Origin of the sequence: Streptomyces spectabilis (assembly GCF_008704795.1) — a bacterium.
GTDB classification, from domain to species: Bacteria; Actinomycetota; Actinomycetes; order Streptomycetales; family Streptomycetaceae; genus Streptomyces; species Streptomyces spectabilis.
The window spans coordinates 3657763-3678926 of the sequence record NZ_CP023690.1; the positions used below are offsets into that span (position 1 = coordinate 3657763).

The 21164-nt window shown below is 71.9% G+C and carries 17 protein-coding genes; 8 read left to right on the forward strand and 9 right to left on the reverse strand.

Features of this window, described 5'->3' with window-relative positions; genetic code table 11:
• Positions 1–25 precede the first annotated feature (25 nt).
• Complete coding sequence (locus CP982_RS15840; RefSeq protein ID WP_150511134.1) at positions 26–2158, reverse strand: protein kinase domain-containing protein; 2133 nt, start codon at positions 2156–2158, stop codon at positions 26–28.
• A gap of 43 nt (positions 2159–2201) precedes the next feature.
• Entirely contained in the window at positions 2202–2396 is a 195-nt protein-coding gene (locus CP982_RS15845) for a hypothetical protein (RefSeq protein WP_030673834.1), read from the reverse strand.
• A 713-nt stretch (positions 2397–3109) separates the two neighbouring features.
• Here CP982_RS15845 and CP982_RS15850 point away from each other — a divergent pair.
• Positions 3110–4336 (forward strand): acyltransferase family protein, encoded by a 1227-nt coding sequence (locus CP982_RS15850; RefSeq protein WP_150511135.1) that lies wholly within the window; start codon positions 3110–3112, stop codon positions 4334–4336.
• 63 nt (positions 4337–4399) lie between these two features.
• On the opposite strand, the gene CP982_RS15855 is transcribed toward CP982_RS15850, so the two are convergent.
• The 3 genes from CP982_RS15855 to CP982_RS15865 form a co-directional block, all read right to left on the reverse strand.
• Positions 4400–6853: an ABC transporter permease gene (locus CP982_RS15855; RefSeq protein WP_150511136.1), complete on the reverse strand. Its 2454-nt coding sequence runs from the start codon at positions 6851–6853 to the stop codon at positions 4400–4402.
• Positions 6850–7695, reverse strand: coding sequence for an ABC transporter ATP-binding protein (locus CP982_RS15860; protein ID WP_150511137.1), 846 nt, complete (start codon positions 7693–7695; stop codon positions 6850–6852). Before CP982_RS15860 ends, CP982_RS15855 begins: the two co-directional genes overlap by 4 nt.
• A 293-nt stretch (positions 7696–7988) precedes the next feature.
• Entirely contained in the window at positions 7989–9173 is a 1185-nt protein-coding gene (locus CP982_RS15865; protein ID WP_150511138.1) for a PP2C family protein-serine/threonine phosphatase, read from the reverse strand.
• A 164-nt stretch (positions 9174–9337) separates the two neighbouring features.
• Here CP982_RS15865 and CP982_RS15870 point away from each other — a divergent pair, with 164 nt between their 5' ends.
• Positions 9338–10573 (forward strand): GNAT family N-acetyltransferase, encoded by a 1236-nt coding sequence (locus tag CP982_RS15870; RefSeq protein WP_150511139.1) that lies wholly within the window; start codon positions 9338–9340, stop codon positions 10571–10573.
• Here the strand turns inward: CP982_RS15870 and CP982_RS15875 are convergent.
• Together CP982_RS15875 and CP982_RS15880 are read right to left on the reverse strand one after the other, a co-directional pair.
• Complete coding sequence (locus CP982_RS15875; RefSeq protein ID WP_150511140.1) at positions 10570–11403, reverse strand: Fpg/Nei family DNA glycosylase; 834 nt, start codon at positions 11401–11403, stop codon at positions 10570–10572. The genes CP982_RS15870 and CP982_RS15875 overlap by 4 nt on opposite strands.
• Positions 11404–11492: 89 nt before the next feature.
• Positions 11493–11978 carry a ribose-5-phosphate isomerase gene (locus CP982_RS15880; protein WP_150511141.1) on the reverse strand — a complete coding sequence of 162 codons (486 nt, stop codon included), beginning with the start codon at positions 11976–11978 and terminating at the stop codon, positions 11493–11495.
• Between the two features lie 238 nt (positions 11979–12216).
• On the opposite strand from CP982_RS15880, the gene CP982_RS15885 reads away from it, so the two are divergent.
• Both CP982_RS15885 and CP982_RS15890 read left to right on the forward strand, forming a co-directional pair.
• Positions 12217–13671 (forward strand): amino acid permease, encoded by a 1455-nt coding sequence (locus tag CP982_RS15885; RefSeq protein WP_150511142.1) that lies wholly within the window; start codon positions 12217–12219, stop codon positions 13669–13671.
• Positions 13672–13885: 214 nt separating this feature from the next.
• A complete protein-coding gene (locus tag CP982_RS15890) occupies positions 13886–15229 on the forward strand; it encodes an FAD-binding oxidoreductase (RefSeq protein ID WP_229879456.1) in 1344 nt (447 codons plus the stop codon).
• A gap of 10 nt (positions 15230–15239) precedes the next feature.
• Here CP982_RS15890 and CP982_RS15895 read toward each other — a convergent pair whose 3' ends face one another.
• Complete coding sequence (locus CP982_RS15895) at positions 15240–15824, reverse strand: biotin transporter BioY (protein WP_150511143.1); 585 nt, start codon at positions 15822–15824, stop codon at positions 15240–15242.
• A 300-nt stretch (positions 15825–16124) separates the two neighbouring features.
• Between CP982_RS15895 and CP982_RS15900 the strand changes: the two genes are divergently transcribed.
• The 4 genes from CP982_RS15900 to CP982_RS15915 all read left to right on the forward strand — a co-directional run bounded on the left by CP982_RS15900 (position 16125) and on the right by CP982_RS15915 (position 20439).
• Entirely contained in the window at positions 16125–17549 is a 1425-nt protein-coding gene (locus tag CP982_RS15900; protein WP_150511144.1) for an amino acid permease, read from the forward strand.
• Between the two features lie 237 nt (positions 17550–17786).
• Positions 17787–19193, forward strand: a complete 1407-nt coding sequence (locus CP982_RS15905; protein ID WP_150511145.1) for an amino acid permease — start codon at positions 17787–17789, stop codon at positions 19191–19193.
• A 233-nt stretch (positions 19194–19426) separates the two neighbouring features.
• On the forward strand, positions 19427–20077 hold the full coding sequence (locus CP982_RS15910) for a superoxide dismutase (RefSeq protein ID WP_144003463.1): 651 nt from the start codon (positions 19427–19429) through the stop codon (positions 20075–20077).
• Between the two features lie 140 nt (positions 20078–20217).
• Positions 20218–20439, forward strand: a complete 222-nt coding sequence (locus CP982_RS15915) for a hypothetical protein (RefSeq protein WP_150511146.1) — start codon at positions 20218–20220, stop codon at positions 20437–20439.
• Positions 20440–20479: 40 nt separating this feature from the next.
• Here the strand turns inward: CP982_RS15915 and CP982_RS15920 are convergent, their stop codons facing one another.
• A complete protein-coding gene (locus tag CP982_RS15920) occupies positions 20480–21121 on the reverse strand; it encodes a mycothiol-dependent nitroreductase Rv2466c family protein (protein WP_150511147.1) in 642 nt (213 codons plus the stop codon).
• Positions 21122–21164: the final 43 nt, after the last annotated feature.

Genomic DNA, 21164 nt, shown 5'->3' on the forward strand with positions numbered 1-21164 from the left:
GCCCTCGTCCGCGCCCGCGCGGGGCTCAGGGGTCGCGTACGTCGACGCTGTAGACGGAGCGGATGCCGTAGGGGACGTAGAGGGCGTCGCCGACGAGGGTCGGCGGGACGCCGGAGACCACGCCCAGGACGCCACCGGCGATCTCGGAGCCGGGGCGGGTCCACCGCACGTCCCCCGTCCTGGGGTCGAGGGCCGCGAGACGGCCTCCGGGAGAGGCGACGAAGACGTACTCCTCCGAGACGAGCGGCGGGCCGGGGAACTCCACTCCGGAGTCGCTCTCCCACTTCAGGCGACTCCTCAGCGGGTCGACGGCGCGCACGCCGCCGCCTTGGCGCGTGAAGTAGAGGGTGCCCCGGCTGAGGGTCACCTCGCTCGCGGGCGGCTCCAGGGGCAGCGGCAGAGGGTCCGGAGAACGGGTGTCCACGTCGACGGTCAGGATCCCGGTGCCCTTCTCCTCCAGGTCGGAGCTGACGAAGACAAGGCGGTCAGCACTGCGGCCGACGAGCTCCTGCTGTCCGTCGAGCGTGACGGTCCAGCTCAGCCCGCCGTCGGACGGGGCGACGCGGTGGACACGGGTGACGTCCCCGCGCTTGCTGTCGGCGTAGCAGAGCAGATAACCATCACCGGCGGCCATGGCCACCTGACAGGTCGCGTCCTCGTCCGGGCGCTCCGGCAGGGGGCGCTTCCAGCGCGGCTCGCCGTCGGACTCCCTCAGCAGGGCGTACGAGGTTCCCGCGGCGCCGTCCACGGTGAGGATGCCGTCGTCCGTGTACGCCGCGTGCCCGCTGACGTCCGGATCGGGGTCCGGCGGCTGCGCGTTGGGGCCGCGCTCGGTGGGGTGGGTCCACAGGACCTTGCCGATCCGGGCGTCGACGGCCTGGATGGCGTAGTTGTTGTCAGGGTCGCTGTCGTCCTTGCCACTGGTGATCTGGTTATTCGCGTAGACGAAGACACGACGGCCCGAGGCGCCGATGACCGCGCCTTCGGCATTCGAGACCTGGCTCACGCTGGTGTTGACGGGCAGGCTCCACTCCTTCTTGCCGGTGGCGAGGGAGAGCCGTACGGCCTTGACGTCGTCGCCCGCACAGATGAGCCCGCCAGCCACCGCGGCGCAGCCGCTGAAGGAGCCGCCCGGGGTGTCGTCCTCGCTGACGACCTGGTGCTGCCAGGCCCGCCAGCCGTCGGGCAGATCGCTGGGCGGGCTGCCGCCCGTCAGCCACAGGACGAGCCCGGTGGTGAGGCCGGCGAGCAGGGCGCCCACCGCCGACGCGGCGATCACGAGCCGGCGTCTTCGCCGCGGAGCGGCGGCGGGCGGGTCCTGCGCCTCCGCGAACAGCCGCGGCGGCACGGGGTCGCCCCGCAGTACGGCGAGGAGTTCGTCGGGGGTGGGGCGTTCCTTGGGGTGTTTGGCCAGGCAGAGGGTGACCAGGGCGCGCAGGTCGTCCGGTACGTCGTCGAGTCTGGCGTCGCCCTCGACCACGCGGGTCGCGGTCTCGTAGGGGGAGACGTCGTCGAAGGGGCCGCGCCCCGTGGCCGCGTGGACCAGGACCGAGCCGAGGGAGAAGACGTCGGACGCGGGGCCCACGTCGCGGGGCGAGGTGAGCTGCTCGGGGGACATGTACGGCGGGGTGCCCATGACGCGGCCGGTCTGGGTGAGGGGGTCGCCCGCGAGGGCCTCGGCGGCGCGGGAGACGCCGAAGTCGATGACGCGGGGGCCGTCTTCGGCCAGCATCACGTTGGCCGGTTTCAGATCACGGTGGACGACACCCACGCGGTGGATGTCACGCAGGGCCTCGGCGAGGCCCGCCGCGAGTTCCAGGAGGCGCTCCGCGGGCAGCGGGCCGTGGCGGCGCACGTGCTCGCCCAGGTTCTCGCCGGGGATGTAGAGGGTGGCCATCCACGGGCTCGGCGCGTCCGCGTCGGCGTCCACGACGGGAGCCGTGAAGGCGCCGCTGACCTGCCGCGCGGCCTCGACCTCGCGGCGGAACCGGGTGCGGAATTCCGGATCGTCGGCGTACTGCGCGTGCACGACCTTGACCGCGAGGCGGCGCCCGGACGCGGAGCGCGCGAGATAGACGACACCCATCCCGCCCGAACCGAGGCGGTCCACGACCGGATAGCCGCCGACCTCCTCGGGATCCGTTTCCCGCAGCGCCACCGCTCCCAGACCCCCCAGCGTCGCCGTGGCCGGCCGTCAGCCGTCAGAACTGTATGTCTCCGATGGTCTCCGCCAAGGAGTTGAGTAGCTCCTGGATGTCGTCTGCCATTCCCGTCGAGGCGAGGGTGAAGCCGAAAGTCGCCGCGACGATGGCGGGCCATACCTTGATGTTCCCCTGACGAATCATCAAGACGAGGACGATCGCCAACAGCAGTACCACTGACAGCGAAATGGCCACACTCATCACACCCTAGGTCGGTCGCTCTCCCGCCCGGGGGGTACGGCCCCGCACACCCCCGCCAGGAACCATCGTGCCACCAACAGGACCGCCCTATGCGGCCGGTGACACATCGTCGGCCACGCGTTGACCAGTGACGCACCCGTCCCGCGCGTGCCGCGGAGGGCCGCGGGGCACGTGCCGCACGGGCGCCACCCGCATCCGTACGGCAATTCGACGGCTCCACCGGAGGGCGAATTCGACGTGATCGTTTCCATGGCCAGCCATCGCCCGGCGGCCGTGCGCGGCGGTGCCCGCACCAGTAGTTCACCAGGAATTCGAATGGTGGCCGAAAGCACATCCGGCGGGTTCCCATAACCCATCACGGGCCGATCAACCGGACATTTCACCAGAGTCACCCGCAGGCGTTATGCACGATTTAAGCGGTACGAGTGGTGACGTATCGGACAGCGATCAGTGAGTTTTCGGTCTTTCGCGCCGGGTACCCGAAGCCTAATTGCGGGAACCCGGCCGAGCGGTGGTCAGCCGTACCGGCCGGTGTTGTCCGCATCGCGGCGAGCGTATTGGCGGGGCATTGCACGGATGAATGAACCGAGAGTTTTACGGGAAGAGCGGCGCGGCGCTAAGGTGCGCCAGATGTTCCACGCTGCCATGACCCCCGTAAGCGCAGTGCGGTCCCGGATCGTCCCCCCGAGCTCTGGGTGGGAGGGCCTGTGACGAACTCCGTGCAGCCGCACGGCCGGCACCGGGCACCGCTGCCCCCCGTACAGGAGACGGCCGCCACGGCTCCCGGCCGCACCGCCCCGCACTCCCCCGGACACGCTTCTCCCCACGCTCTCCACTCCCTCCGCTCTTCCCGTCCCGCCGCTCCCGCCCAGCGCTCCGGCACCGGCCCCGCCAAGCAGCGCGACGCGTTCTTCGACAACGCCAAGTACCTGGCGATCGTGCTCGTCGCGATGGCCCACGCGTGGGAGCCGCTGACGGACCACAGCCGTACCGCCGAGGCGCTGTACATGACCGTGTACACGTTTCACATGCCGGCCTTCATCCTGATCTCCGGCTATTTCTCCCGCAGTTTCGACATGCGGGCCGACCGGCTCACACGCCTGGTGACCGGCGTCGCCGTGCCGTACGTCGTCTTCGAGATCGCCTACACCTTCTTCAAGCGGTGGGCGGACGACGACCCGACGCAGCCGATCAGCCTGCTGGACCCCTGGTATCTGACCTGGTTCCTGATCGCCCTGTTCGTGTGGCGCCTGACGGTCCCGCTGTGGAAGGTCGTGCGCTGGCCGGTGCCGCTCGCGCTGTGCGTGGCGCTGCTCGCCGTCATCTCCCCCGACATCGGTGACGACCTGGACCTCCAACGGGTCCTGCAGTTCATGCCGTTCTTCGTCCTCGGCCTGTTCCTGAAGCCCGAGCACTTCCAGCTGGTGCGGCGGCGCGAGGTCCGGATCCTGTCGGTGCCCGTCTTCGCCTGCGCGGTCCTGCTCGCCTACTGGGCGGCGCCGCGGATGACGTCGGTGTGGTTCTACCGGCGCGAGAGCGCCCAGGAGCTGGGCGTGCCGTGGTGGGTCGGCGTCGTCATGACGCTGGCGCTCTTCGGCTGCTCCGTGGTGCTCACCGCGTGCTTCTTCGCGTGGGTGCCGCGGCGGAAGATGTGGTTCACCGTCCTCGGCGCCGGCACCCTGTACGGGTATCTGCTGCACGGGTTCCTCGCGAAGGGCTCCCGGTTCTGGGGCTGGTTCGAGGACTACCCGTGGCTGCACCGGCCGGTGGGTGAGGTGTTCGTCTCCGTGGTGGCCGCGGCGGTGGTCACGGCGCTGTGCACGCCGGTGGTGCGGCGGGTGTTCCGCTTCGCGATGGAGCCCCGGATGGAGTGGGCGTTCCGCCGGGACGCGACCGAGGTCGCCCGCGAGCGGGCGGGGTCGTCCGCCCGCTAGGCCCCCCTGAGCGCACAGCCCCAGGCCACCAGTTGCTCGGAGCCTGGGGCTGTGCCCCTTCCGTCAGGCCGAGGCCCGCAGCGCCGCCCGGGCCGGGAGGGCCGTGGCCAGGAGTCCCAGGAGGACCGCCGAGCCCGCGAAGGACGCGTACAGCAGCGGCGGGATGTACGGGGACTCGCCGGTGAGGCCCTTCATCATCGGCACCAGCGTGGCCAGCGCGATGGCCGTGCCGATGATCACGCCCGCGCCGGTCACGAGCAGCGCCTCCCAGCGGATCATCCGCATGATCTGGCCGCGGGTCGAGCCGATCAGGCGCAGCATGCCGAGCTCGCGGCGGCGGTCGAGGACCGTCATCACCAGCGTGTTGACGGCGGCGACGGCCGCGAAGCCGCCGAGGACGGCCGCCATGACGCGGTTGGCCCAGGCGCCGACCTGCCGGTCGAGGGACTGGGCGGCGGTGTAGCCGTCCCGGTCCTCGACCGTGCCGAGGGACCGCAGCGCGGCCGTCGTGCCGCCCTTCGTCCAGATCTCCGTGTCGAGGGCGGCCGTGACGTGCCGGCGCACCTCGGCCGCGGGCAGCGTGACCTGGGACAGGCCGAGGCCCCGCTCGTACGTCGCCGCCACCGTCGGCCGGATCTTCGTGCCGTCGGGCAGGCGCAGCTCGACGCGGTCGCCGGTCTTCAGGTGTGCGGAGGTCGCGAGGTTCGCGTCCAGGCCGATCTCGCCCTCGCGGAGGGTCAGTTCGCCGCTCTTCACGTTCAGGTCCTGCACCTCGGCGAGGTCCGCGGCGGAGCCCGTGACGCCCTGGGCGGACGCGGTCTGCAGCCAGCGGTCGCCGCCGGAGCCCATGGGGATGAGGACGGACGTCTTCAACAGGCCGACCGCCGAGGTCACTTCGGGGGCCTCGGCCGCCTCGCGCACGGCGCCGGGGCCGAAGCCCGCGTCGGACGTGACGATGTGGTCGGCGGTGATGCCGTCCCGCTGCTGGTCCGCCGCCACCTTGTCCTCGCTGGTGTGCATGAAGACGAGCGTGGAGGCGAACGCCATGGCGAGCACGATCGGGGTGATGGCGGAGGCCAGCCTGCGGGCGTTGGAACGGGAGTTGGCGGCCGCCAGGGACGCGGAGGCGCCCGCGCCGCGCAGCGGCAGGCCGAAGAGGCCCGCGCAGCCGCGCGCCACCAGCGGGCCGAGCAGCGCCACGGCCAGCATGAACAGCATGACGACGCCGAGGGCCGCGTTCGCCGCGTCGTCGCCGGTCGCGGTGGCGGCGATCCGGGAGAGGACGATGCCGCCGACGGTCGCGGCGACGCCGAGCGGCGTCCGGATCCAGCCGGGCCGCAACCGCTCCACCGAGGCCTCGCTGAGGGCCTGGCCCGGCTTGATGCGGGAGGGGCGGCGCGCGGCCAGGTACCCGGCGAACAGGGCGGTGAGCACGGCCGTGCCCGCCGCGACGAGGAGCGGGATCCAGGACACGGCGAGGTCGACGGCCTCCGGGACGGCGCCGCGGTCCTTGAGCTGGCCGAACCACCAGCTCGCCAGGGCGATGCCGGGCAGGCAGCCGACGACGCCCGCGAGCGGAGCGACGAGCAGGGTCTCGGTGGCGATGGTGCGGCGCACCTGCCGGGGGGTCGTGCCGATCGCGCGCAGGAGGGCGAACTCCCGGGCCCGCTGGCCGACGGAGAGCGCGACGGTGCCCGCCGCGGTGAAGACGGCGACCAGCGCGGCGATGCCGCCGAAGGAGCCGCCGAGGCCGGTGAGCAGTTCCTCGGCGCCGACGAGCGAGGGGTCCTCGACGCCGCCGCGGTCCTCGCCCGTGTACACCTTCGCCTTGTCCCCGAGGGCCTTGGCGACCTGCGACTCCAGCGCCGCGTCGGTGACGCCGGCCTTGGGCAGGACCGCGATCGCGTCGACGCGGCCCGGGTGCCCGGAGGCGCGGACCGCATCGGCGTCGCTGAACCAGACGGTGGGCCCGGCGGCGCCGCCGACCGTGCCGGACACGCGCACGTGGCGCGGTCCGTCCGCCGTCGTCAGCGTCACGCGGTCGCCGACGCGGGCCCCGGTGCCCGCCAGGACCGCCTCGCCCGCGGCGGGCGCGCGGCCCGCCGTGAGCTTCTCGCCGGTGAAGGCGGTGGCGCCCCAGCCGTGCGCGGTCAGGGCCTTGTCGCCGCCCTTCGCCGCGAGCGCGACGGGGAAGGTGACGTCCGCGACGGCCGTGCGCGCGCCGGGCACCGCCGCGGCCTTCGCCAGGAGGGAGCCGTCCAGGCGGGCGCGGTCCGGGACGGGCTCGGTGGAGGCGCTGTCGCCGCTGCCGTAGTGGACCCGCTGGTCGGCGGCGGCCACGACGGGCGCGTCCGCGTAACGGGCGGGCGGCACGGAGGCGCGCAGGCCCGTCTCCAGGAGGATGCCGCAGGCGGACACGATCAGCGACGCCATCATCAGCGCGACGAACGTGCCCACGAACGCGGCGGGTTTGAAACGGACGGCCGCGCGGGCCAGGCCGTTCGGGACGAAGCTCATGCCGCCGCCGCTCCCGCGTACGTGGGCGCGGCGGCGGGCACGGTGAGCGCGCGCATCCGGTCCGTGATCAGCGCGGCCGACGCGCCCTCCAGGCGGTCGACGATCGCGCCGTCGGCCAGGAACAGCGTGCGGTCCGCGTACGCGGCGGCGGCCGGGTCGTGGGTGACCATCACCACGGTGGCGCCCATGCCGTCGACGGCAGAGCGCAGCAGGCCGAGGATCTCCGCGGCCGTGGTGGTGTCCAGGGCGCCCGTCGGCTCGTCGGCGAACACCACGTCCGGCTCGGTCACCAGGGCGCGGGCGATCGCGACGCGCTGCTGCTGGCCGCCGGAGAGCTGGCCGGGGCGGCGCCTGCCCTTGTCGCCGAGGCCCACGCGGGCCAGCACGTCGGCGGCCTTGCGGTGGTCGGGGCGGTGGCCCGCGAGGCGCATCGGCAGGAGGACGTTCTGCTCGACGGTGAGCGAGGGCAGCAGGTTGAAGGCCTGGAACACGAAGCCCAGGCGGGTGCGGCGCAGGGCCGTCAGCTTGTTCTCGCCCATGCCGGTGATCTCGGTGCCGCCGAGGTGGACCGTGCCGCCGGTGGGGCGGTCCAGGCCCGCCGCGCACTGCAGGAACGTGGACTTGCCGGAGCCCGAGGGGCCCATCACGGCGGTGAAGCTGCCGCGGGGCAGGGCGAGGTCCACGCCGCGCAGGGCGTGTACGGCGCGGGTGCCGCGGCCGTACTGGCGGCGGACGCCGCGCAGCTCCACCGCCCAGTCGGCCGGGGCGGTGTGCGGTGCCCTCTGCTCGGGGGCGGGGGGTGCGCTCCGCTCGCCCCGCTGCCTCTTCCTGCGCAGCCCCATGGCTTGCCCAGCCCTTCCGTAGTCCTGTCCGTGCTCGATGCATCGAACCTACGGATCCGGGGGTGGGCCGGGCCATGAGGTGCACCGGCGAATAGAGGGTGGGGTTTCCCCCACCTGCCCCAGCCTTTTCGGCGCTCCGCGCCTCGTCCTCAAACGCCGGACGGGCTGAATATCACCTCGGCCGAGCACCGAACGACAACGTGCAAGCCGCTAGGTCGGGGCCGGGCCGGGGCGCTGGGGCAGGTACGGGTGGGCGGGTGGGAGAGAGGGCGGTTCGGGGCCCAGGGGCCAGGTCAGGCGTCGCGGCAGAGGAGCAGGAGCGCCCTGTCGTCGTTGACGTCCTTGGCCACGGCCTCGATGAGGTGCCACGCGGCCCCGTGGAAGCCCCCGGCCACGTACCGGTCGGCCTCACCGGTGAGGCGGTCGATGCCCTCGCCGATGTCGCGGTCGGCGGTCTCGACGATGCCGTCGGTGAACAGCATCAGGACGTCGCCGGGGCGCAAGGACCCCTTGACGGGGTCGAACTGGGCGCCGTCGTAGACGCCGAGGAGGGGGCCCTCCCCCGCCTTCTCCTCCCAGCGCCCCGTCCCCGCGCTGAGCTGGAGCGCGGGCAGGTGCCCCGCGGAGAGCAGCTCGTAGTCGCCGGTCTCCAGGTCGAGGACGAGGTGGATGGACGTGGCGAAGCCCTCGTCCCAGTCCTGGCGGAGCAGATAGCCGTTGGCGGCGGGCAGGAAGGCGTGCGGCGGCAGCGAGCCGAGCAGGCCGCCGAAGGCGCCGGACAGGAGCAGGGCCCTGGACCCGGCGTCCATGCCCTTGCCTGAGACGTCCGTGAGGACGACCTCCAGGGTGCGGCCGCCGTTGGTGCGGGCGGCCACGACGAAGTCGCCGGAGAAGGACTGCCCGCCCGCGGGGCGCAGGGCCATCTCGCGGTGCCAGCCGCGCGGCAGCTTCGGCAGCTTGCTCTGCACGCGGATGCGCTCGCGCAGGTCGAAGAGCATCGTTCCGCCGCCGCGCCACGGCACGCCGACCCGGCTGCGGAACTGGGCGATGAGCAGGCCGAAGAACCCGCAGGCGGCGACGGTCAGGACGGTGCCGGGAGTCACCCGCGCCGGGCCCTCGGTGTAGGGCCCGAGCCGGGCGGACTCCACGATGAGGGCGGCCGCGGACGCGGCGTACAGACCGAGGAGGCTGGAGGGCCTCAGCAGCAGCCCGCCCGCGACGATCGGCAGGACGAGGACGGAGGGCGAGAACCACACCGGGTTGACGATCGTGCAGACGGTGATCACCGGCACGGTCAGGAGCAGCGCGGCGAGCGCCACCCAGTCCGAGCCGTCGCCCCGGAAGTAGTCCACCCCGGATTTGCGCAGGCCTATGCGGGCCCGGTGCAGTCGCTTCTTCATCCGGGCCGGGAACGTCTCGGCTGCGGCGCGCCGCTCACGCGGGGTGCGCCGCTCGCGCCTGTCTCGTCGTACCGCCATTGCTCGTGGACCCTATCCACCGGGCCAGGCGCTTCGCACGGGAGGTACCTCTTGTCCCCCTTCAGGGGCACCTCGCCCGTATCTCCGCTCCCAGCGTCCACACGCGCGTTCCGGTACGCGGAAAACGAGTCGCCGCGCCCCAGGAGCCCTGGTAGGCATGGCATATGACAGCAGAATTGCGGGAGTTGGGCCAGAGCGATTGGGACCGCTGGTACGGAACGCTGGAGCGGGCCTTCGGCGGGCTCCACGAGGCGCCGGAGGAGCGCGAGCTGTGGGACGCGCTGACGGAGTGCGACCGCTCCCTCGGACTCTGGGACGGCGAGGAGTGCGTCGGCACGGCCGGGGCCTTCAGCTTCCGCATGACGGTGCCGGGCGGGGCCCTGGTGGACACGGCGGGCGTCACGATGGTGAGCGTGGCGGCCACGCACCGCCGCCGCGGCCTGCTGACCTCGATGATGCGTCGGCAACTCGACGACCTGCGCGAGCGCGGGGACGCCCTCGCGGTCCTGACGGTCTCCGAGCCCGCGATCTACGGCCGCTTCGGGTACGGCGTGGCGACCTGGTCGCTCCGGGCGTCGATCGACACGACGCGGGTGCGCCTCACGGTGCCCGAGGGCACGGACGAGGTGCGGCTGCGGTACGCGGTGCCGGCCGAGGTCACCGATGCCTGTGAGGCGGTGTACGCGCGCGTGGTGCCCGGCCGTCCCGGCATGTTGGCGCGGCAGCCGGGCTGGGAGCGCCTTCCGGTCCTCGACCCGGAGCGGGACCGCGACGGCGCCTCGCCGTTGCAGTGCGTGCTCGCGGAGCGCGCCGGTGAGGTCATCGGGTACGCGTACTTCGCGGTCAAGCCCGACTGGGACGCGCGGGGCCCGCAGGGCGTGGTCCTGGTGCGCGCCGTGGAGGCCCTGGACCCGGCGGCGTACGCGGCGCTGTGGCGCTTCCTCTGCGACATCGACCTGACCTCGCGGATCGAGGCGCTCAACCGCCCGGTGGACGACCCGCTGCTGCACCTCGTGTCGGACGTGCGGCGGTGCGGCCTCGTGACGCGGGACTCGCTGCACCTGCGTCTGGTGGAGGTCGGCGCGGCCCTGGAGGCGCGCGCGTACCGGACGCCGGTGGACGTGGTCCTGGACGTCGCGGACGCGTTCTGTCCGTGGAACGAGGGGCGCTGGCGGCTCACGGGCGACCCGAAGGGCGCCTCCTGCAAGCGCGTCGACGACGACGCGCCCGCCGACCTCGCCCTGTCCGTGCGCGAGCTGGGCTCGGCGTATCTGGGCGGCGTGTCCCTCGCGGAGCTGGCCTGGGCGGGCCGGGTGCGGGAGCTGCGTCCCGGCGCCCTGGCGGAGGCGAGCCTCGCCTTCGGCTCCGGGGCCGCGCCCTGGCTGCCCCACCCGTTCTAGGACGGCGCGCCGCCCCCGCGCTGGCACTTCGGGCACCAGAACAAGTTGCGGGCGGCGAGATCGGCGGTGCGGATCTCGCCGCCACAGATGTGGCAGGCCATCCGGGCTCTGCGGTACACGTACACCTCGCCGCCGTGGTCGTCCACGCGCGGCGGGCGGCCCATCGCCTCGGGGGTGTGCTCGGGCCGCACGGTGTCGATGCGGTTGTTGCGCACGCCCTCGCGCATCAGGTCCACCAGGTCCGCCCAGATCGCCGTCCACTGGCGGTGCGTGAGGTCCTTGCCGGGCGTGTACGGGTCGATGCCGTGGCGGAAGAGGACCTCGGCCCGGTAGACGTTGCCGACGCCCGCGATGACCTTCTGGTCGAGCAGGAGGGCGGCGATGGTGGTGCGGCTGCGGGAGACGCGGCGCCAGGCCCGGTCCGGGTCGTTCTCGCCGTCCTGGGGGCGCAGCGGGTCCGGGCCGAGGCGGGCGTGTATCTCCTGCTTCTCGCCGTCGGTGATCAGCGCGCAGGTGGTGGGGCCGCGGAGGTCGCTGTAGTGGGTGCCGTTCGCCAGGCGGAGGCGGACCGTGTCGGTGGGGGGCGGGGCGGGGGCGTCGCCGAAGGCGTACTTGCCGAACAGGCCCAGGTGGATGTGGATCCAGCCGGTCACGGCGAAGCCGAGGAAGAGGTGCTTGCCGTGCGCTTCGGCGGTCTCCAGGGGCTGGCCGGTCACGAGGGCGGCGCCGTCGGAGAACTTGCCCTGGGGGCTGGTGGCCCGCACGGGGTGCCCCTGGAACCGGCTCCGGTGATCGGCCGCGAGCCGGTGGATGGTGTGCCCTTCCGGCACGGTGTCGCCTCCTGTCGGGGGCCCTCACGGGCGGCGCCCCGGACCCGCCCCGGAACGTCGGGGGTGGGTCCGGGGCGCCCCGCGACGGGTCAGGCCTGCGGGTGGTGGGGCGGGATCGGGGGCAGCTCGCCCGAGGTCTCGTAGCGCGCCAGCATCTTGATGCGGCGGGTGTGCCGCTCCTCACCGGAGTACGGCGTGGCGAGGAAGATCTCGACGAACTTGGTCGCCTCCTCCTCGGTGTGCATCCGCCCGCCGATGGAGATCACGTTCGCGTCGTTGTGCTCGCGCCCGAGCGCCGCCGTCTGCTCGCTCCAGGCCAGGGCCGCCCGTACGCCCTTCACCTTGTTCGCGGCGATCTGCTCCCCGTTGCCGGAGCCGCCGATGACGATGCCGAGGGACTCGGGGTCCGCGGCCGTCCGCTCCGCGGCGCGGAGGCAGAAGGGCGGGTAGTCGTCCTGGGCGTCGTAGAGGTGGGGCCCGCAGTCGACGGGCTCGTGGCCGTGGGCCTTGAGCCATTCGACGAGGTGGTTCTTGAGTTCGTAACCGGCATGATCGGAGCCGAGGTACACGCGCATGGGACCGAGTGTGGCATGCGCGGCGCCGTGCGCCGCCGCGGGGCCGGTCCTCGGCGCCCGCCCAGGGCTCTTCGGCCGCCGATTGGTGCAGGCCAATGCGGGTGTCCGGTCATCGTCAGTGACCGATCGTTCACTCTCCATTCCGCTGAATACAACGATCCGGAGACGGGCCTTTCGTCCCGTACGCCCATGCGCTTTTAATGCGGAAGCTCTTGCCCGTGAACCAAAGGATCTGCCTATGACCTCGCAACCGTCCCTTGCGAAGGAAGACAGCACCCCCAGCGGGCCCGTGAAATCCCAGCCGGGGAGCGGGAACGGCGACGGTGACGGCCTCAAGGCCGGTCTCAAGAACCGCCATCTGTCCATGATCGCCATCGGTGGCGTGATCGGAGCGGGTCTGTTCGTCGGGTCCGCCTCCGGCATCAAGGCCGCGGGCCCCGCGATCCTGGTGTCGTACGCGCTCGTGGGCACCATGGTCGTGCTCGTGATGCGGATGCTCGGCGAGATGGCCGCGGCGCGGCCGTCCTCCGGTTCCTTCTCGGCCTACGCCGACCAGGCCCTCGGGCGCTGGGCGGGCTTCACCATCGGCTGGCTGTACTGGTTCTTCTGGGTCGTGGTGCTCGCCGTCGAGGCGACCGCCGGTGCCGTGATCCTCAACGAGTGGGTGCCCGCGGTTCCGCAGTGGGGCTGGGCGCTCATCGTGATGGTGGTGCTCACCGCCACCAACCTGGTCTCGGTCGGCTCCTACGGCGAGTTCGAGTTCTGGTTCGCGGGCATCAAGGTCGTGGCGATCGGCGGCTTCGTCCTCATCGGCATGCTCGCCGTGTTCGGCGTCCTGCCCGGCTCGGACAACCCGGGCGACGGCTTCAAGCACCTCACCGACGCGGGCGGCTTCATGCCCAACGGCGCGGGCGCGATCCTCACCGGCGTCCTGATGGTGGTCTTCTCCTTCATGGGCTCCGAGATCGTCACGCTCGCCGCCGGCGAGTCGGAGGACCCTCAGCGCGCCGTCACCAAGGCCACGAACAGCGTCATCTGGCGCATCGGCGTCTTCTACCTCGGCTCGATCTTCGTCGTCATCACGCTCCTGCCGTGGAACGACAAGTCGATCGTCAAGGACGGCTCCTACGTGGCCGCGCTGAACTCGATCGGCATCCCGCACGCCGGTCAGGTCATGAACGTGATCGTCCTGACGGCCGTGCTCTCCTGCCTCAACTCCGGCCTGTACACCGCCTCCCGCATGGCCTTCTCGCTCGGTGAGCGCGGCGACGCCCCGAAGGCGTTCGCCCGCACCACCTCGGCGGGCGTGCCGCGCACGGCGATCCTCGGCTCGGTCGTCTTCGGCTTCGCCGCCGTGTGGTTCAACTACCAGTGGCCGAAGACCGTCTTCGACTTCCTGCTGAACTCCTCCGGCGCCGTCGCCCTGTTCGTCTGGCTCGTCATCTGCTTCACGCAGCTGAGGATGCGCGGCATCATCCTGCGCGAGCAGCCGGAGAAGCTCGTCGTGAAGATGTGGCTGTTCCCGTATCTGACCTGGGTCACCATCGGGATGATCTCGTTCGTGATCGTCTACATGCTGTACGACGACGCCGGGCGCAAGCAGATGGTGCTCTCGCTGCTCGTCGGCGCCCTGGTCCTGGGCATCGCCCTGGTGCGCGAGAAGGTCGCACCGCGGGAGCGGGTCTCCGAGTAACAGCGAGCGGTACCGAGGGATTCACGGCGGCGGGGTGCCGCCCGGGTTCGGCCCGGGCGGCACCCCGCCGCCGTCTGTCACGCCGTCTGTCGTACGCGGCGCGGCGGCGAGTTGACGAAGGCACGGAAAACTTGTCGGTACCTGTCAGGCTTTGGCGGCAGGGTGACCTTCGTCAGCACGAACGCCGCACACCAGGCACGACGGAGGCAGCCCCGTGGCACTCAGCGACCCCCTCGCACAGCGACTCACCTTCCGCCCCGGACAGGAGGGGTACGAGGACGAGATCGCGGGATTCCAGACGGGTTTCACCCAGGAGCCGGACATCGTCGTCGCCGCGTCGGACGCCGACGACGTCGTGGCCGCCGTGCGGTACGCGGCCGAGGCGGGCCTGCCCGTCGGCGTGCAGGCCACCGGGCACGGGCTGCCGGACGCGGCCCGGGGTGGCGTCCTGATCAGCACCCGCCGGATGGACTCCGTGGAGGTCGACGCGGCGGCCCGCACGGTCCGGGTCGGAGCCGGGGTGCGCTGGGCCCACGTCGTGGCGGCCGCCGCGGAGCACGGCCTGGCCCCGCTGAACGGCTCGGCGCCGAGCGTCGGCGTCGTGTCGTACACGCTCGGCGGCGGCGTCGGCATCCTGGCGCGGGAGTTCGGCTACGCGGCCGACCACGTGCGCTCGGTGGACGTCGTGACGGCCGACGGCGAGCTGCGGCACGTGACCGCGGCGAGCGAGCCCGAGCTGTTCTGGGGCCTGCTCGGCGGCGGCGCGAACCTCGGCGTGGTGACCGCCCTGGAGATCGGCCTGGTGCCGGTGGCGCGCCTGTACGGCGGCGCCCTCGCCTTCGACGGCCGCGAGGTCGACCCGGCGGCGCTCCTGCGCGGCTACGCCGCCTGGACCGAGACCGTGCCCGACGAGCTGACCTCGTCCGTCGCCGCCCTGGTCTACCCGGACGTCCCGCAGCTCCCGCCGCATCTGCGGGGCCGCTATCTGGTGAGCGTCCGCATCGCCTACACCGGCCCGGCCGAGGACGGCGAGCGCCTGGTGGCGCCGCTGCGCGCGCTCGGGCCCACCGTCTCGGACGGCCTGCGCGAGATGCCGTACGCGGAGAGCCACACGATCCACAACGACCCGGACTTCCCGCACGCCTACTACGGCGACAACCTGATGCTGACCGAGCTCGACCTGGCGGGCGCCGAGCGGCTGCTCGCGCTCACCGGGCCCGCCGCGGACCACATGCACGTCGTCCAGCTCAACCACCTGGGCGGCGCGCTCGCCCGCCCCGTCGGCCACGACAACGCCGTGCCGCACCGCGCCGCGGCCTGGGCGGTGCGGCTCCTGTCCCCCCTTGAGGGCACGGACCGCGCGGCCCTGCGGGAGCTGTACGCGCGGGCGTTCGCCCCGCTGGCGCCGCACGCCGTCGGCCGGTCGGTGAACTTCGCGCTCGCGGGCGGCGACCGCCCCGACGGCGTGTACGACGCGGACACGCAGAAGAGGCTCGCCGGGCTGAAGGCCACGTACGACCCGGCGAACCTCTTCAGGCGGAACTACGGCGTCGGCTGAGCCGCCCGGCTCAGCCCCTGTCGCCGAGCAGCTTCCACGACAGCGGCAGCGCGCCCATGGCGAGGGCGGCCTTGAGGGCGTCACCGATGAGGAACGGGGTGAGGCCCGCGGCGACCGCCTCGGTCAGGGACATGCCGGTGGACGCGGCCAGGTACGGCACGCCGACGCCGTAGATGATCGCGGAGCCGAGGACCATCGTCCCGGCGGTGCGCAGCACGTTCCGGTCGGCGCCGCGCCGGGCCAGGGAGCCCACCGCGGCGGCGGCGAGCATCATGCCGAGGACGTAGCCGAACGAGGGCATCCCGTAGCCGGACTTCGCCTCGGCGAACCACGGCACGCCCGCCATGCCCACCAGGGCGTACAGCGCGAGCGACAGGAAGCCGCGGCGCGCGCCGAGCGCCGTGCCGACCAGGAGCGCGGCGAAGGTCTGCCCCGTCACCGGCACCGGCGAGCCCGGCACGGGCACGGAGATCTGGGCGGCCAGGCCGGTGAGCGCGGCGCCGCCGATCACGAGGGTCGCGTCGCGCAGGCGGGAGGCGGGGATCAGGTCGGCCAGGACCTGGCCCGGACGGGTGGTGGCGGCGGCTGTGCTCATCGGGACTCCGCGGTTCTGGGGCGTCGGGGGGCGGGTGATGCGTGGGACGAAGAGACCCTAACCCCGGGGCGGGCGCCCCATCAGGGGGCGTGGATGACAAAGGGAGCGGCTCCGGCTTGGTGGGCTCCGTACAAAGGGAGCGGCCCACACCCGGCAGGGCGTGATGCTGGTCACTGAGGTCAGGAATGCCGGGGCCGGGTTTTGCGTTCGCCGGTGCGCGCCGGAGAGACTGTAGATTCTCACCAACTCTGTCCCGAGCACCCTGAGCGCCCCGAGCACCCTGAGAGTCAGCTGAGCCCGATGCACGATCAACAGCGGCCCGACTCGGGGGTGCCCTCGACGGCTCCCGCGGACCCCTTCGCCCCCTCCGAGCCCCTCGGCGGCGGCCTCAAGCAGCGCCATCTGACGATGCTGGGCCTCGGCGGTGTCATCGGGGCCGGCCTGTTCGTCGGTTCGGGCGCCGGGATCGCGGTCGCCGGGCCCGGCATCGTCCTGTCGTATCTGATCGCGGGCGCGCTCGCGATGTGCGTGATGCGGATGCTCGGCGAGATGTCGGCGGCGATGCCCGCGTCGGGCGCGTTCTCCGTGCACGCCGAGCGGGCCCTCGGCCGCTGGGCCGGGTTCTCGGTCGGCTGGATGTACTGGTTCCTGCTCGTCGTCGTGCTCGCCGTGGAGGCGACCGGCGCGGCGCGGATCGCGCACGCGTGGGCGCCGGGCGTCCCGCAGTGGGCGTGGGTGCTCCTCTTCATGGTGTTCTTCACCGGCGCCAACCTGTCGGCGGTGAAGAACTTCGGCGAGTTCGAGTTCTGGTTCGCCGCCCTGAAGGTCTTCGCGATCGTCGCGTTCCTGGTGCTCGGCCTCCTCGCGGTCTTCGGGGTGCTGCCGGACACCGACCCGGTCGGCCTCACCCACCTCACCGGCGAGGGTGGCTTCCTGCCGCTCGGCTGGGACGGGGTGATCTCCGGCGTGGTCGTGGTCCTCTTCGCCTTCGGCGGCCTGGAGATCGTCACGATCGCGGCCGCCGAGTCCGACGACCCGGTGCGCTCCGTGGCCCGCGCGGTGCGCAGCGCCGTGTACCGCATCCTCTTCTTCTACGTCGGCTCGATGCTGGTCATCGTGACGGTGCTGCCGTGGACGGCGCAGCAGCCCGGGTTCAGCCCGTATGTGAAGGTGCTCGACTCGATCGGCGTCCCGTCGGCCGGGACCCTGATGAACATCGTGGTGTTCGTGGCGCTCCTGTCGTCCCTGAACGCCAATCTGTACGGCGCCTCGCGCATGGTCTTCTCCCTCGCCGAGCGCGGCGAGGCGCCCCGGGGCCTGCTGCGCGTTTCGCGGGGCGGGGTGCCGCGGCGCGCGGTCCTCGCCTCGGTGGCCTTCGGCTTCGTCTCGGTGCTGCTCAATCTGAAGTGGCCCGACTCCGTCTTCCTCTACATGCTCAACTCGGTCGGCGCGGCCCTGCTCTTCGTCTGGGCGCTCATCGCCGTCTCGCAGCTGCGGCTTCGGCGCCGCATCGAGCGCGAGGCACCGGAGCGGCTCACCCTGCGGATGTGGTTCTTCCCCTGGCTGACGTGGGCGGCGCTCGCGGCGATGGGCGTGGTGATCGCGCTGATGCTGCGCGACGACGGCGCGCGTCCGCAGCTCCTGTGGTCGGCGGGTGCCACGGCGGTGGTGATCGCGGTGGCGCTCCTGCGGGAGTGGGCCACGCGACGTACGCGCCATACGTAACTCTTCTACGAACGGCGCATGACGCCGGTGGGACGGAACCGCCCCGACACCCCCGGCGGATCACGTGATTATGACGAAAACGTGAAGACGTCTTCACCTTGTGTGAGCGTCGTGTCCGTATACCGGTCAACTGTTCCCTGTGAGCGGTGCCAGTGCTCAGACTGTGGGCCCACTTCCCCCCTGTGGTTCCCGCGTGGTTCCTTCCCTCCGTCTCCCCGCTAGCGAACAGGGACGCCCATGTCTCAGACGTCCGTGAAAGACGCACCACCCCAGGCCGACGCGCCGCTCGGGCACGGCCTCAAGCAGCGTCATCTGTCGATGATCGCCCTCGGCGGCGTCATCGGCGCCGGGCTCTTCGTGGGCTCCGGGAAGGCCATCGCCGCCGCGGGGCCCTCGATCATCCTGGCCTACTCGCTGTCCGGCGCCCTGGTCATGCTCGTCATGCGCATGCTCGGCGAGATGGCGGCGGCCAACCCCGCGTCCGGCTCCTTCTCCGTACACGCCGAGCGGGCCCTCGGCCCCTGGGCCGGGTTCACGGCGGGCTGGTCCTTCTGGTTCCTGCTGTGCGTGGCCGTCGGCCTCGAAGGCATCGGCGCCGCGCAGATCGTGCACGGCTGGGTGCCCGGCGTGCCCGAGTGGGCCTGGGTCGCCCTGTTCATGCTGATGTTCTGCGCCACGAACCTCGCGGCCGTGAAGAACTTCGGCGAGTTCGAGTTCTGGTTCGCCGCGCTGAAGATCACCGCGATCGTCCTCTTCCTCGGCATCGGCCTGCTCGCCATCCTCGGCTGGCTCCCCGACACCGAGGCGCCCGGCACGTCCAACCTCACCGGCCACGGCGGCTTCATGCCCAACGGCGTGGACGGCCTCATCGTGGGCCTGCTCGCCTCCGTCTTCGCGTACGGCGGCCTGGAGACGGTCACCATCGCGGCGGCCGAGTCCGAGCACCCCGTCCAGGGCGTGGCCAAGGCCGTGCGCACCGCGATGTGGCGGATCGCCATCTTCTACATCGGCTCCATGGCCGTCGTCGTGACGCTGCTCCCCTGGACCTCCGAGGAGGTCGCCGCCAAGGGGCCCTACGTCGCCACGCTCGACCACCTCGGCATCGACGGCGCGGGCCAGATCATGAACGTCGTCATCCTCGTCGCGCTGCTCTCCGCGATGAACGCCAACATCTACGGCGCCTCCCGCATGGCCAACTCGCTCGTGCAGCGCGGCCAGGGCCCCAAGGTCCTGGGGCAGCTGTCCAACGGCGTGCCGCGGATCGCGGTCCTCACCTCGTCGCTCTTCGGCTTCCTGTGCGTGCTGCTCAGCTACTGGCGGCCCGACGACATCTTCCAGTGGCTGCTCAACACCATCGGCGCGATCATCCTCGTCGTCTGGTTCTTCATCGCCGCCGCCCAGCTGCGGCTTCGCAAGAAGCTGGAGCGCGAGGCCCCCGAGACGCTCGTCGTGAAGATGTGGCTCTTCCCCTGGCTGACGTACGTGGCGCTCGCCGGGATGGCCACGGTGTTCGTCCTGATGGCCCGCGAGGAGGAGACCCGCACACAGCTCTACTACACGGGCGGTCTGACGCTGCTCCTGATGGCCGTCGGATTCGTACGGCAGAAGATGGCGGAGGGCCGCGAGACGGCGTCGCGCGCCTGACCCGACACGCCCCGCAGACGGCCGAGGGCCCGGTCCACACCCGTGGACCGGGCCCTCGGCCGTTCCCTCCCTCCCGGGCGCGCCGGGGCTCGCGACCTAGGGCCAAGGGCTGATCAACTTCCGACCCCACCTGCTGCTAGCCTGCACTTGCACATAGGTCGCAATAAGAGGTGCACCGCGGCACCGGGCGATACGGCACGGTCCCCCGCGGCGCACGGTCGGAGGGGTCACTGATGGCCATTTACACGCTCCCTGAACTTCCGTACGACTACGCGGCGCTCGAGCCGGTGATCAACCCGCAGATCATCGAGCTGCACCACGACAAGCACCACGCCGCGTACGTGAAGGGTGCGAACGACACCCTGGAGCAGCTGGCGGAGGCACGCGACAAGGAGTCGTGGGGCGCGATCAACGGCCTGGAGAAGAACCTGGCCTTCCACCTGTCCGGGCACATCCTGCACAGCATCTACTGGCACAACATGAACGGCCCGAAGGACGGCGGCGGCGGTGAGCCCACGCACGCCGACGGCGTGGGCGAGCTCGCGGACGCCATCACCGAGTCCTTCGGCTCCTTCGCCAAGTTCAAGGCGCAGCTGACGAAGGCCTCGGCGACGACGCAGGGTTCGGGCTGGGGCGTGCTCGCCTACGAGCCGCTCAGCAACCGCCTGATCGTCGAGCAGATCTACGACCACCAGGGCAACGTCGGCCAGGGCTCGACGCCGATCCTGGTCTTCGACGCCTGGGAGCACGCCTTCTACCTGCAGTACAAGAACCAGAAGGTGGACTTCATCGAGGCCATGTGGCAGGTCGTCAACTGGCAGGACGTGGCCAAGCGCTACGAGGCCGCCAAGCAGCGCGTAAACAGCCTGCTGCTGGCTCCCTGACGCCAATTCCCCCTGATACGTCCTGCCTCGTGATCGTCTTCTCAACCTTCGCGTCGGCAGGCGGATAGACGAGAGGCCCCCGCGAGGACGTGACTCGCGGGGGCCTTTCGGTACCTGTGATTCCGGCTCACAGTAGCCGTATGCCTCGACCCCAGCCGATGTCCTGCTGGACGTGCGGCACCACCGAACCCCACCGTCCGCTGACCGAGCCGCAGAAGGCCTGGCTCAGCGCTGAGATCGACGAGGACTTCGTCGACCACTACTGGATGTGCGCCAGGCCCGGCTGCCGGAACGTGCGCACCTTCATGACCGAACGGCGCTTCCGCAAGAAGCCGCTGCGGATACCGCCGGACGTCGAATGAGCGCGGGCCACCGGGCGCGGACGGGCCTGCGGCAGACGGGTCAGTCGAAAATGGGGCCCTGCGTACGCGTGCGCTTGATCTCGTAGAAGCCGGGGGTGCTCGCCACCAGGAGCGTGCCGTCCCAGAGCCTGGCCGCGGCCTCGCCCTTGGGAGCGGGGGTGACGACCGGGCCGAAGAAGGCGATCTGCTCGCCGTCGGCGCCGGGGACGGCGATGACCGGGGTGCCGACCTCCTGGCCCACCTTCTCGATGCCCTCGTTGTGGGAGGCGCGCAGCTCGGCCTCGTAAGGGGTCTCGTCCCAGTGGTCGAGGAGGGACTCGGGCAGACCGACCTCCTTCAGGGCGCCGGCGACGGCCTCCTTGGTGGGGCCCTCGCCCCGGTTGTGGATGCGGGTGCCGAGCGCGGTGTAGAGGTCACCGAGCACCTGCGCACCGTGCTCCTGCTGGGCGGCGATGACCACGCGCACCGGGCCCCACGCCTTGGTCGCCAGCATCTCGCGGTACTCCTCGGGCAGCTCGTCGAGCTTGTCCTCGTTGAGCACGGCAAGGCTCATCACGTGCCAGCTCACCTCGATGTCGCGGACCTTCTCGACCTCCAGGACCCAGCGTGAGGTCATCCAGGCCCAGGGGCAGAGCGGGTCGAACCAGAAGTCGACGGGGGTCTTCACAGCGGTCTCGGACATGTCTCTCCCTAGGGAATGCGTTCGGAGCCTGGCCAGGGCAACG